This is a genomic window from Psychrobacter sp. TB15, assembly GCF_000511655.1.
Lineage (GTDB): Bacteria > Pseudomonadota > Gammaproteobacteria > Pseudomonadales > Moraxellaceae > Psychrobacter > Psychrobacter submarinus.
The window spans coordinates 1-12214 of sequence record NZ_AYXN01000006.1 but is presented as its reverse complement, the minus strand read 5'-3'; the positions used below and the strand labels follow the sequence as shown (position 1 = coordinate 12214).

Genomic DNA, 12214 nt, shown 5'->3' with positions numbered 1-12214 from the left:
ATATAGAGTGACTGGGCTTTTTTATGTGTCATTATTTCTAAGTGAGAGATCTTAAGATAGAGCTTGTATTTATTGGTCGATGTGCAATGTTAACGGTAGCGCTGGCAAGTAATTAGCATCATCTGATGAATCGGTATTGAGTGTTAATACGCCTTTAGCCAACAGCAAAATCGTCCAAGGCAGCAGTTGATGTTCAAGCTTTTGTACTCGTACTTGTAAGCTATCAGCCGTGTCCTTCAAATTGACTTCCAGTAGCGCTTGAGTCAACACAGCACCCGCATCAAGCTCAGCTGTGACCACATGGATACTACAGCCATGATGACGCTCGCCTGCCTGAATCACTCTTTGATGAGTATCGAGTCCTTTATAGGCAGGAAGCAATGAGGGATGTAAGTTAATCATTGGCGCGATAGCATGATGAATAAAATTGCTACTCAGCACCCGCATAAAGCCAGCTAATACAATCAAGTCAGGTTGCCAGTCTTGTAGCTGCGCAGAAGCATGCGTCTCAAAAGTCTTAATCCCCATGCGTTTGCCACTTGCCACATGGGACAATACCACGACTGGGATATCGGCATCTGTTGCACGCGTGATTGCATAAGCATCCTCGCGATTGCTGATAACGCCAACTATCTCTATCGGTAGCTCGCCTGCCTGCATAGCATCTATTAAGACTTGTAAGTTGCTACCACTACCTGAGACGAGTACGGCTACTCGTAATGGCTCACTGATGGATGAGGCGCGGCTTTTTAACGAAGTGCTAGACATTAACGATAGACCACAGCGTCAGCTTCGCGGCTGACCATTTCGCCGATTTGCCAAGCTTGTTCACCATTGTCGTTTAAGATCTCAATAGCTTTATCAGCCTGCTGTTCTGGCACCACGATGACAAAACCAACGCCACAGTTAAAGGTACGATACATCTCAGCCTGACTAATATTGCCCTCAGTTTGTAGCCAGTTAAACAGCTCTGAGAATTGCCAGCTAGTAGTATCGATACTAGCAGCAAGATGATCTGGTAATACACGTGGTAAATTATCAGTCAGACCACCGCCGGTGATATGTGACATTGCGTGCAGCGCTGAGCTACCAAGCGTGTCTTGCAGCGCTTTGATCGCTTTGACATAGATACGAGTCGGCGCCATCAGCGCATCTGCGATAGGCTGGTCATCAAGGGTCTCATCGCTAGTAGTGACATCAACACCGCTGACTTCGATGACTTTACGCACTAGCGAGTAGCCATTGGAATGAGCGCCACTTGAGGCTAGGGCAATGAGCACATCGCCCTCGCTGACGTTTTTGCCGGTGATGACTTCTGCCTCTTCTACAACGCCGACACAGAAGCCTGCGAGATCATAATCTTCGTCTTGATACATACCTGGCATCTCAGCAGTCTCGCCACCGATAAGAGCACAGTTAGCAAGCTTACAGCCCTCGCCAATGCCGCTGACGACTGTAGCTGCGGTATCTACATCGAGCTTGCCGGTTGCGTAATAGTCCAAGAAGAATAACGGCTCAGCCCCGCATACGAGTAGATCGTTTACGCACATAGCGACTAGATCAATACCAATCGTATCGTGACGATCAAGCTGTAGTGCCAGCTTGAGCTTAGTGCCGACGCCGTCGGTACCTGAGACGAGTAGTGGTGAAGTGTAGCCAGTAGGGATACGGCATAGGGCACCAAAACCACCAAGCCCGCCAACTACTTCAGGACGGGTAGTGGCTTTTGCCACGGACTTGATACGTTGGACTAACGCATCACCAGCATCGATATCAACGCCAGCATCTTTGTAGCTTAAAGAAGGCTTGTCACTCATAGTCATCTCACAATTGGGGTATGGAACTAAATAAGATAAAATAATTTTTGTGTGCGCATTATACCCAATAATAGCTCATCCTCGCAAAGCAACTTGCTAATATTGTCTATAAAAGCCTTATATTTCTTATAAAACAGCAATAAGTGCTGAAGGAGTGGTTGATACAAAAATCTCACCGCTTTTTATGATTACTTTGCGATAATGTCAGTCTTACTCTTTAGAAGTTACTAAAAAAACTCTCATCATTAGACTGCTTAGTTTTTATCGCTTATAAGCGCATTAACCATCCCTTATTTATAGGATCATTAATAATGACATCCCAGCCTATAGATCCTTTTTTTCGACGTCTATTTATCGTCGTCATTATTATTATAGCCTTGTTTTTATTAAAGCTGATGCTGCCTGTCATCATTCCTTTTTTTGTCGCCTTTGTGCTGGCCTATTTATTTAACCCGTTAGTAAAGCGGCTGAGCAAATACGTTAAACGCTGGATTGCAATTATCGTCGTCTATACCACAATTACGGTAGGTATGGCGCTATTATTGTGGTGGTTGATACCGACGTTGTGGTACCAATTACAAGCAGCTTGGGAGTATCTGCCGAGGATTTTGGGTTGGTATAATGATGTGGTTCGCGACTGGTTTGTGAGCAATACCAACATACTACTGCCGGCATTGCAGATCGAAGGCTTTTCTGAGACCTTGGTCAGTTATATGCAGACGCATTACAACATCTCTGATGCGAGCACATGGATGAGTCAAATTCTTTCTTCGGGGATGAGGTTTGTCAATAATGCCGGCTTAATTGTGTTGGTACCTATTTTGACGTTCTACTTTTTATTCAATTGGGATCAACGTATTCATAACTGGAAGATGGCCATACCGGCAGGGTATAGCAAAAAAGTGATTACTATTGCCGAAGAGTGTGATCGCGCTTTAATGGAGTTTATTAAAGGGCAGCTTTTGGTTATGGTGTTACTAGGCGCTATTTATGCTGTACAGCTGCAGCTGATCGGTTTGGAGTTGGGACTCACTATTGGTATGGTCGCTGGTATCGCAAGCTTCGTACCCTATTTAGGTTTTGGTTTGGGCTTTATTGCTGCCATTATCGCGGGACTATTTCAGTTTGGCTTTGATTGGTTCTATCTGTCGTTGATTGTGGGAGCCTTTTTGGTCGGTCAAGCCGCTGAAGGTTATGTGCTGCAGCCGCTACTACTAGGGGACAAAATCGGTCTATCGCCGCTATGGGTCATCTTTGCGGTGTTGGCAGGGGCAAGCCTATTAGGCTTCGTTGGTATGCTTATTGCGCTACCCGTATCAGCGGTAATCAATGTGCTATTTAGGCATCTCTATGCTTATTATCGCTCGACTGACTTTTATAAAGGCCGCGTTCAGTTGGATCTATTCAAAAAAGAATGATCTTATTTGAGAACATATCCTTCTTTGCTATGGCTAAAAAGAGTAAAGCACTTGTCAGTCATTTTAGAAGTATGGTATATATAGGCGCAGTGTTTATAACACAATTTTAGAAGATATGGTTTCTCAATACCGTTTTACCGTGTTATCCAAACTAAGTTGACGATCTATGGCGCAAGCACAGCTAAGTCTCAATCTGGACATAAAGCATGATGCGAGTCTCAGCGACTTTTCAGGTCCCGGTTGGATGTCTATCATCGATGCAGTGCGGCAGCTTCATGTCGGCCTGATAGGTCAGTTGTACCTATTTGGCAGCCCTGCTACTGGCAAGTCCCATTTATTATCTGCTATCTGCGAGTCGTTTATCGATATCGATAAATCAGCCATTTGCCTTTCGCTCAATGAGCTAGTCAATACCGATGTCAATGTCCTCTCTTCGCTAGAGAACTTTGATGTTATCGCTATTGATGATTTGGATGTTCTAGAGCATAGTACTCAGTGGCAAGAGGCTTTGTTTCATCTGATCAATCGCAGCCGAGAGGGCCAACGTCAGCTATTATTTGCTGCTAACAAATCTGCAAGCACGCTGCCATTTCAACTGACCGATCTACTCACTAGGTTGTCTCAGGCGCCAAGCTTCAAGGTCCCTGATGGCCATGAGTTGGTCGATCGTCAAGCGCTGCTAGAATCTATCTTGCGCCGGCGCGGTTGGCAGTTTGATGAGCGTATTTTGACTCATTTGCTCACAGAAGGTCCGCATCGTATTGGCGCGATGATGGAAGTGCTCAATTACATACAGCCTATGTTTTCAAACTTAGGCCGCAGTAATATCTCAAAAGCAGTCATCAGCGATGCCCTGCGTACGATCGATGAGCAGACCTTAGCCGCTGAGCTGGCGGATATCAGTCAAGAAACCCAAGTCGATAGTCAAGCGGCGATTGATGACAATCAGACGATGCCACTCGACTTTTAACCTTATACTCATATTTTTATTGCACAAAACAGTTCATTGCACACAGTATTGTATTTTACAAAATAATTTTACTATCGATAGGATATCTTATGACACTCTCAGCCTCTTTATACAAAAAACTATCCGTCGGTACGTTACTGATGGCCGCAAGCTCAGTATCTATGCTAACGCATGCCGACGTGACGCTGCTCGTGGATGACAATATCAAGGTTACCGCGATTAATGGGCAAGAGATTTCTCAAAGTATCTTTCAGCCATTGACCAAAAGCTTCACGCTACAGCCGGGTAAGCATGCGATAACAGCCAAATACGATCGTCTGTATAATCTTCCTCGTGATGAGCATGACTATCTGCGTTCAGGTAACGTCAGTGTTGTCGCTGAAATGGCGGACAATCAGACCTATCGTTTGGTTATGCCAAACCAGCCAGAGGATTACAAAGCTGCTAAAGAGTATGCAAAACAGCCAACGCTTGCTGTGCAGCAAAACAATACCATTATCGCCAGTCAACAAAGCGTAGCTGGCAACAGTGGCGGAATTTTCTCTGGGTTGAGTAAAGCGATTGGCGGCGTATTTGGCGGTGGCGAAGATGCGCAGATGCAAAACCAACGCGCTATCGCTGCTATTGACCAGCCATCACCTGCACCGGCAGTTCAGCCGCAACCGACAAGGGCGACTACAGGAACTACGCCAGCCACGAGTACTTATAGCGTAGCACCCGCTACAAAAGCGGCATCAGTGCAAAGCACCAATACTCTAGATAGCTTTATGCAGCTTTGGTTACAAGCAACGCCAAACGAGCGCGCAAAAATACGCCAATGGGTACAAGAATAGGCGATTATAATCAGTAAGCTACTGTAGATAGCAATCATTGTGCCAAAATTTAGATATAAAAAAAGCACCTAATTCTATAGGTGCTTTTTTGTGCATAACTGATTACTAAACACGACTTATGTAATGCTATTTGCCTAAAAATGCGTTATACATCCATACTAGCTTCTCTTGCTGCTGCACATACTCATCAAGCAAGTCAGCAGTACCTTGGTCTTCCGCTTCTTCCGCTAGAGCTGATACTTGACGCTGCTCTTCGATAAGCGTCTGTAAACCTGTAACTACACCTTTGACGCAGCTATTACCATCATGGACGTTTTTGTCTTCTTTGATGCTAGTATGCTGAGCAAAGTCGCTATAAGCATGTAGTGGCGTTTTACCTAGAGTTAGAATGCGCTCGGCAATCTCATCGATCTCTACTTGCAAGTTAGTGTACAGCTCTTCAAACTGCTCATGCAATGAAAAGAAGTGCTCGCCTTTAACGTTCCAGTGATAGCCGCGTACGTTGATATAAAACATATGATAGCTCGATAGTAAGCTGTTAAGCTTTTCAACGACAGCGCTCATATCTGCTCTTTCTAGGCCAATCTGATTAGTAGTGTTATCTTGATTACTCATAATATTATCCTTTTAATGTGAGTGTTAATTTATAAAACTGTATTTAAAGTACGATTAAAAATATTGGTGATTATTTTTTACATTTTAATCAAAATTATTTTATCTTATTAAGCAGACAGTAGCAAAACCCGTCTGCTAGCTCCCGCCTCTTTAATGACTGCTATCATAGCAAAGGTAGGTGGTTAGGTTAATTGAATTAAATAAACCAATATGATGAGTTTTATAAAACATAAAAAAGTGATAACTACTAACAGCTTTAACTAGTGCAGCTAATGCGCTAAGCAGGAGGCTGTAAGCTCTCGGGGTTTAGACCGCGAATAGGAACGACTTCTTGTAGATGTTGACGTACCGTATCGATAGGGAATTTTTGCGTAGTTAAGCGCTTAGGTATAATTTGACTGCCTTGCTGACCTTTCATCTCAAACATCATAAAGATATAGTCATCAGTCTCATCCCAGCTCTTGACCGCGCTCCAAGGTATCACTGCTTGCTGAGTTGCGCCGGCACGCATTTGCATACCGCGCATTTGCGGGTTTTGCATCAGATCAGGCTGATTGGCAGGCATCGCCATCACTAGGCCATGCTTTTGTACGCCAAGCTTGATTTGGCGCATCTCATCAGGCATCTCTTGCCCCGACACTTGTTTTTCAAACTCTTTTTTGACGTACCATTTAAAGCCAAGGGTCCGAACCAACAAATAGATGACTACGGATACTAGCATTAGCCAAAAAATAATCGTTGAGTAGCCCGTCAAAAAGACCAGTCCAGCGATGGCTAGGAGGACGACTATCCCTATGATGATCCACTCTTTCATTTTTAGACTTTTTAGACCAAAAGAGGGGCTTGCATTAGTAAATAGCTCGTATTGGGCTTGCTGAAATTCAGCTTCCGTCAAGTTGAGGGCGATAGGTTGCAGCGTATAGGGATACAGGGCCATAAAAGGTTCTCAGATACTCAGATAAAAAGTGTTAGACGACTTTGGCACACTATAATGGGCTAAAGAAGGATATCGGTAGGTGCTTATCTTACCGAAAAGCGCCTATAAAAGAAATAGATTCGCCTATCTATCGTTATCTGTCGCAAAACTATGCGAAAACGTGGTCAAATCCGCTGTGTCTTGGTATCATAGCAATCATTTAGTTTTACTCATCTAACTTATAGCGCGACAGGCAATTCTTATGATAGACCCCAAACTTTTACGCGGTGACTTAACTGATTTACAGCAGCAATTGACCACGCGTGGTTATCCGCTAGATATAGAATTTTGGCAAACGATTGAGTCAGAGCGTAAGTCTTTGCAGGTCAAAACAGAAGAGCTGCAGTCTCGCCGCAATGCGGGAGCCAAACAAGTCGGCGCGCTCAAAAAGGCCGGTGAAGATGCAAGCTCGCTACTTGCTGAGATGCAAAGCGTCAGTGGTGAGATTAAGGCCGCCGAAGACGAGCTACGTAGTCTGCAAGAGCGCATCAATCAGGCGGCGCTACAAATCCCTAATCTTCCAGCTAGCGATGTGCCAGTAGGCGAGTCAGAGGACAATAACGTAGAAGTACGCCGCTGGGGTAGCCCGCGTGAGTTTGATTTTGAAATACAGGATCATACCCATATCGGTGAGACACTAGGGATGCTTGATTTTGAAGCTGCTGCGAAGCTAACAGGTAGCCGCTTTAATGTGCTAAAAGGCCAATTGGCGCAGCTGCATCGCGCGTTGATTCAGTTTATGCTGAACACTCATACTATTAAGTACGGCTATCTTGAGACTTATGTACCTTATATTGTCAATTCTGAGAGCCTAAAAGGCACAGGTCAGTTGCCTAAGTTTGAAGATGATCTGTTTAAATTGACCAACCATACTAATAACGACGGCACCGACTTTTACTTGATTCCGACTGCTGAGGTGCCAATGACTAATCTAGTACGCGGTGAGCGTTTGGATGTTAAAGAGCTGCCGCTTAAGTTCACCGCGCACACGCCGTGCTTTCGTAGTGAAGCCGGCTCGCACGGGCGCGACACACGTGGCCTGATCCGTCAGCATCAGTTTGAAAAGGTTGAGATGGTCAATATCGCCACCTCCGAGCAATCAGATGAGCTGCTAGAGGCGATGACGGGGCAAGCAGAATATATCTTGCAGCAGCTCAATTTGCCGTACCGTACTGTTATGCTATGTACCGGCGATATGGGCTTTGCCGCGCAAAAGACTTATGACATCGAAGTGTGGCTACCGAGCCAAGATACCTACCGTGAAATCTCCAGCTGCTCAAACTGCGGCGACTTCCAAGCACGCCGTATGGGCACGCGGGTTAAAGATGGTAAGCAAACCAGTCTGGCACATACCCTAAATGGCTCAGGTCTAGCAGTAGGGCGTACTTTGCTCGCGGTAATGGAAAATCATCAAAACGCTGATGGCAGCATTACGATTCCTGAAGTATTGCGTCCATTTATGGGCGGTGCTGAGACTATTGCAGTATAAGTAGCGCTTTATCCTATCTGTCGATTCTGCCTATTTATGTATCTACATGTCTGTCATTTAATAAAACCAATAGGAGTGATTGCGAAACGCAAACGCTCCTGTCAGCGCATTTTTAGCTAGGATTATCGCAAATATGTTAATATTGCCCCTGACTTAAATATCTTGTTATTTATCTAATTATCGAGCGCGCGCAGTTATTACGCTCTAATCTTATTACTCAATCGCTTTTCCTTTTGTCTTCTTGACTTATCATCCGAATATTAGGACCTGCTATGCCTACCCCAATTAATGAACGTAAACTTGCTAATGCTATCCGTGTGCTCTCGTTTGACGCGGTACAAAAAGCCAACTCAGGCCACCCCGGCGCGCCGATGGGTATGGCCGATATCGCTGAAGTGTTATGGCGCAAGTTTTTGAAGCATAACCCTGCTGATCCTAACTGGCATAACCGTGACCGCTTTGTATTATCAAACGGTCATGGCTCGATGCTGATTTATTCATTATTGCATCTTTCAGGGTATGACGTCAGCGTTGACGATCTAAAAGGCTTTCGCCAGCTGCATTCAAAGACGCCAGGTCACCCAGAGCTGGGTTATACCCCTGGTGTGGAAACGACGACAGGTCCACTAGGCCAAGGTATCGCTAATGCGGTAGGTTTTGCTATCGCCGAAAAAACGCTTGCCGCGCAGTTCAACCGTGACGGTCATGAAGTTATCGACCATCATACTTATGCGTTCTTAGGCGATGGCTGCTTAATGGAAGGCATTAGCCATGAAGTCTGCTCGCTTGCAGGAACGTTAGAGCTGGGTAAACTAGTATTCTTCTATGATGATAATGGCATCTCTATCGATGGCGACGTCGAAGGCTGGTTCACCGATGATACACAAATGCGCTTTGAGAGCTACGGCTGGCAGGTGATCAAAGTCGATGGTCATGATACCGACGCCATTACTCAAGCGACCGAGCAAGCGATCAATGAGACGACTCGTCCAAGCTTAATCATCTGCAAAACCACTATTGGTGCAGGTAGCCCAAACAAGCAAGGCAAAGCTTCTAGCCACGGCGCGCCGCTTGGTGATGATGAAATCGCGTTAACTCGTGATGAGCTGGCATGGAAACACGCGCCATTTGAGTTAGATGATGAGATCTATGAAGCATGGGATGGTAAGGCCAAAGGCGATGTCATGCAAAAGAACTGGAACGCGACCTTTGAAGGCTATAAAAAAGCCTATCCAGAGCTTGCAGAAGAGCTGATGCGCCGTCTAAATGGCGAGCTACCAAGCGAATTTGAGGCTCAAGCAAAACACTATATCCAGCAAACTCAAGAAGCAGGCGGTGACGTCGCCAGTCGTAAAGCCAGTCAAAACGCGATCAATGCGCTACAGCCTTTGCTGCCTGAAATCATGGGTGGTTCAGCGGATCTGGCTGGCTCAAACTTAACCCTTTTTAAAGACGCCAAGGGTATCGAAACCGACGCTGACGGTAACTATATTTACTACGGCGTACGTGAGTTCGGTATGACCGCGATTGCTAATGGTATCGCGCTACATGGCGGCTTTATCCCTTATGTTGCGACCTTCTTGATGTTTATGGAATACGCGCGTAATGCAGTGCGTATGGGCGCGTTGATGAAGCAGCGTGTCATTCATGTCTATACGCATGACTCTATCGGTCTGGGTGAAGATGGTCCAACTCATCAGCCTGTTGAGCAATTGACGAGTCTGCGTACTACGCCAAACTTGCGCACATGGCGTCCGTGTGATGCGACTGAATCTGCAAGTGCTTGGGTAGAAGCAATCAAGTCTGAAAACAACCCATCAGCGCTTATCTTTAGCCGTCAAGGCTTGCCGCATCAAGCGCGTGATACAAGCCAAGTCGCTAATATTGCTAAAGGTGGTTATGTACTAGCGAAAGAGCAAGGCGAGCTGCAAGCCATTATCATCGCTACCGGTTCAGAAGTCGGCCTTGCGATGCAAGCATACAAGACACTTAGCGAAAACAGTGTAGGCGTGCGCGTGGTCTCTATGCCGTGTGCTGAGATCTTTATGGAGCAAGATGCCAGCTACCGTGATTCAGTACTACCTGCTGCTATCCGTGCCCGTGTCGCAGTCGAAGCGGCGCATGTCGACTACTGGTATAAGTTCGTTGGCCTTGATGGCAAAGTTATCGGCATGACGACTTATGGCGAATCAGCACCTGCTAGCGACTTGTACAAAGAGTTTGGTATTACAAGCGAGGCGGTGGTTGAAGCGGTAAATAGTTTGATCTGATTTGTAGGCTGGGGCTTTAGCCCAGTACTTAGCTATGGTTTATAGTTGAGTTAATGGCACTATTGAGCAGAGCTACCAGACAATTCTGGTGGCTCTTTTTTTGTTTTAAAAATTAAGATATAGAAGCAATTCTAAATATTTGTTACTATTAAACATAAGTCAGTAAATAATATCTAACTAAATTTGAATACATTCAGTATTATAAAAAAAAGGGAACACATGAGCCGTTTATCCGATGATTCTTTAGAGTTTGCTAAAAAACACATTGAAAGCTATTACGATTCTGACTTTTTTCCTAAGAATAGAGAATATGATGCTATCTGGCACTCATGGGAAGACGTGAAAAAAGAATTGTCTTCAACTAACGTAACTAAATTACCAGCTGCTAGCGCAATCACTGCTACATCTGTAAAACCTAAAGGAGGATTTAGAATTGTCCAGCAGTTAGATGCAGTAAGTACAATTGTATATACAGCTCTAGCATATGAAGTAGCTGATTCAATAGAAAGAAACAGAGTTCCAATAGAGTTAAATGTAGCGTGTTCTTATAGAATTGATTTAAATAACGGAAGTTTTTTCGCAGATGGTAATGGATTTAATAACTATGTTAACAAATCAAAAGAATTAGCCGATGCTTATAAATATGTACTTTATACAGATATTACAGATTTTTATAATCAGATTTATCTACATAGACTAAACAATGCTATAGAATTTTCCAATTCAAGCTTAAGTAACGAATCTAATGACATAGAGGCTTTCTTATCTAAACTAAACGGTAAGAACTCTCAAGGTATTCCAGTTGGTCCGGCAGCTAGTATAATTATGGCTGAAGCTATCTTGATGGACATCGATGACTATATAATTAATGAGGGCCTAAGTCATACGAGATATGTAGATGATTTTAGAATAGACCTCTTGCAAAAGTCATAATTTAAGCTCGGAATTAATGATACCAGCAAACAGCTTCATTCTAAGATCATAGCGCTGACGACGGTTGCGATATTTATGAGCCACGATTTTAAACAACTTGATTAAGCCTATTTTGTGCTCAACCACAATACGGAACTTTGCCAGATAGTGATTGGCCTGTTTGCATATCTCTAATAACTGACCACCACGAGGTTTCTTAAATGGCGTGAAAGTTTGCTCATGTAACTTTGCTAACCCTTGATAACCACTATCGGCTAGTAGCTTGGCGTCACAAGGTAACCAGTCAGGACAAGTATCTTTATACAGCTTAAAATCGTGGATTGACCCTTTACAGGTTTGCACATCAAGTATCAAACCAGTTTGCCAATGAACGATAACCTGCGCTTTTAAGGTGTGTTGTTTTTTCTTACCGCTGTAGTAGTCTCTTTGGTTTTTTTTGGACGCTCAATAGGGGTTTCGGTAGCATCAACAATGACGACTGACCAATTGATGTCGTCATCGACACGACTAGGCAGCTTTTTAGGTAATTCAAACTTGCCAGAGTCAATCAGTGTGTCTTCTACTTTACGAATGATACGGCTAGCAGAAGACTCATGAATACCAAAGTCCATACTGATATGATAAAGCGTGCGGTATTCACGCCAATAAGTCAGGGCTAGTAGTATCTGCTCCTTAAGACTGAGCACACTTGGTCTACCTGATTTGGTCTTAGATGCTTCATGCTCTTGCATGGCATCAAGCATGTCATAAAAGGTGGCTTTATGAATGCCAGTGTAGCGTTTAAAACCAGCGTCACTTTGTTTGAGTAGCTTATCTATGTTTGGCATGGTTCTTAGACAACGATGAATGTTCTTCTTATTTTAATTCCCTCTGCTACTTTTGCAAGAGGTCTA

At 44.3% G+C, this 12214-nt stretch carries 11 protein-coding genes and 1 pseudogene; 6 read left to right on the top strand and 6 right to left on the bottom strand.

Going from position 1 to position 12214, the window contains the following annotated elements:
• Positions 1-69 precede the first annotated feature (69 nt).
• Together purN and purM are read right to left on the bottom strand one after the other, a co-directional pair.
• Positions 70-768 (bottom strand): phosphoribosylglycinamide formyltransferase, encoded by a 699-nt coding sequence (purN, locus tag W234_RS0100910; RefSeq protein WP_051397450.1) that lies wholly within the window; start codon positions 766-768, stop codon positions 70-72.
• Positions 768-1817 (bottom strand): phosphoribosylformylglycinamidine cyclo-ligase, encoded by a 1050-nt coding sequence (gene purM, locus W234_RS0100905; protein ID WP_025643843.1) that lies wholly within the window; start codon positions 1815-1817, stop codon positions 768-770. Before purM ends, purN begins: the two co-directional genes overlap by 1 nt.
• 311 nt (positions 1818-2128) lie before the next feature.
• On the opposite strand from purM, the gene W234_RS0100900 reads away from it, so the two are divergent.
• The 3 genes from W234_RS0100900 (at position 2129) to W234_RS0100885 (ending at position 5038) form a co-directional block, all read left to right on the top strand.
• Positions 2129-3235 carry an AI-2E family transporter gene (locus W234_RS0100900; RefSeq protein ID WP_025643841.1) on the top strand — a complete coding sequence of 369 codons (1107 nt, stop codon included), beginning with the start codon at positions 2129-2131 and terminating at the stop codon, positions 3233-3235.
• A 166-nt stretch (positions 3236-3401) separates the two neighbouring features.
• A complete protein-coding gene (hda, locus tag W234_RS0100890) occupies positions 3402-4205 on the top strand; it encodes a DnaA regulatory inactivator Hda (RefSeq protein WP_025643839.1) in 804 nt (267 codons plus the stop codon).
• Between the two features lie 89 nt (positions 4206-4294).
• A complete protein-coding gene (locus W234_RS0100885; RefSeq protein WP_025643837.1) occupies positions 4295-5038 on the top strand; it encodes a DUF2057 family protein in 744 nt (247 codons plus the stop codon).
• A 126-nt stretch (positions 5039-5164) separates the two neighbouring features.
• Here W234_RS0100885 and W234_RS0100880 read toward each other — a convergent pair whose 3' ends face one another.
• Together W234_RS0100880 and W234_RS0100875 are read right to left on the bottom strand one after the other, a co-directional pair.
• On the bottom strand, positions 5165-5653 hold the full coding sequence (locus W234_RS0100880) for a Dps family protein (protein ID WP_025643835.1): 489 nt from the start codon (positions 5651-5653) through the stop codon (positions 5165-5167).
• 277 nt (positions 5654-5930) lie between these two features.
• Positions 5931-6590 carry a YcxB family protein gene (locus W234_RS0100875; RefSeq protein ID WP_025643833.1) on the bottom strand — a complete coding sequence of 220 codons (660 nt, stop codon included), beginning with the start codon at positions 6588-6590 and terminating at the stop codon, positions 5931-5933.
• Between the two features lie 241 nt (positions 6591-6831).
• Between W234_RS0100875 and serS the strand changes: the two genes are divergently transcribed.
• The 3 genes from serS (at position 6832) to W234_RS0100860 (ending at position 11321) form a co-directional block, all read left to right on the top strand.
• Positions 6832-8118 (top strand): serine--tRNA ligase, encoded by a 1287-nt coding sequence (gene serS, locus W234_RS0100870; protein ID WP_025643831.1) that lies wholly within the window; start codon positions 6832-6834, stop codon positions 8116-8118.
• Between the two features lie 272 nt (positions 8119-8390).
• The gene (tkt, locus tag W234_RS0100865) at positions 8391-10388 is read left to right on the top strand and encodes a transketolase (protein WP_025643829.1); all 1998 of its coding nucleotides are present in this window, start codon (positions 8391-8393) and stop codon (positions 10386-10388) included.
• A 219-nt stretch (positions 10389-10607) separates the two neighbouring features.
• Complete coding sequence (locus W234_RS0100860) at positions 10608-11321, top strand: RNA-directed DNA polymerase (protein ID WP_025643827.1); 714 nt, start codon at positions 10608-10610, stop codon at positions 11319-11321.
• On the opposite strand, the pseudogene W234_RS0100855 reads toward W234_RS0100860, so the two are convergent.
• Both W234_RS0100855 and W234_RS0100850 read right to left on the bottom strand, forming a co-directional pair.
• Positions 11316-11699 (bottom strand): annotated as a pseudogene (locus W234_RS0100855) (transposase family protein); the annotation flags it as partial. The gene W234_RS0100860 and the pseudogene W234_RS0100855 overlap by 6 nt on opposite strands.
• 8 nt (positions 11700-11707) lie before the next feature.
• Complete coding sequence (locus W234_RS0100850) at positions 11708-12148, bottom strand: transposase family protein (protein ID WP_025643546.1); 441 nt, start codon at positions 12146-12148, stop codon at positions 11708-11710.
• Positions 12149-12214 lie beyond the last annotated feature (66 nt).

What these genes read in the sequence shown, in the direction of transcription:
- purN (WP_051397450.1), bottom strand. Translation starts at nt 768, where the DNA reads ATGTCTAGCACTTCGTTAAAAAGCCGCGCCTCATCCATCAGTGAGCCA.
- purM (WP_025643843.1), bottom strand. Translation starts at nt 1,817, where the DNA reads ATGAGTGACAAGCCTTCTTTAAGCTACAAAGATGCTGGCGTTGATATC.
- W234_RS0100900 (WP_025643841.1), top strand. Translation starts at nt 2,129, where the DNA reads ATGACATCCCAGCCTATAGATCCTTTTTTTCGACGTCTATTTATCGTC.
- hda (WP_025643839.1), top strand. Translation starts at nt 3,402, where the DNA reads ATGGCGCAAGCACAGCTAAGTCTCAATCTGGACATAAAGCATGATGCG.
- W234_RS0100885 (WP_025643837.1), top strand. Translation starts at nt 4,295, where the DNA reads ATGACACTCTCAGCCTCTTTATACAAAAAACTATCCGTCGGTACGTTA.
- W234_RS0100880 (WP_025643835.1), bottom strand. Translation starts at nt 5,653, where the DNA reads ATGAGTAATCAAGATAACACTACTAATCAGATTGGCCTAGAAAGAGCA.
- W234_RS0100875 (WP_025643833.1), bottom strand. Translation starts at nt 6,590, where the DNA reads ATGGCCCTGTATCCCTATACGCTGCAACCTATCGCCCTCAACTTGACG.
- serS (WP_025643831.1), top strand. Translation starts at nt 6,832, where the DNA reads ATGATAGACCCCAAACTTTTACGCGGTGACTTAACTGATTTACAGCAG.
- tkt (WP_025643829.1), top strand. Translation starts at nt 8,391, where the DNA reads ATGCCTACCCCAATTAATGAACGTAAACTTGCTAATGCTATCCGTGTG.
- W234_RS0100860 (WP_025643827.1), top strand. Translation starts at nt 10,608, where the DNA reads ATGAGCCGTTTATCCGATGATTCTTTAGAGTTTGCTAAAAAACACATT.
- W234_RS0100850 (WP_025643546.1), bottom strand. Translation starts at nt 12,148, where the DNA reads ATGCCAAACATAGATAAGCTACTCAAACAAAGTGACGCTGGTTTTAAA.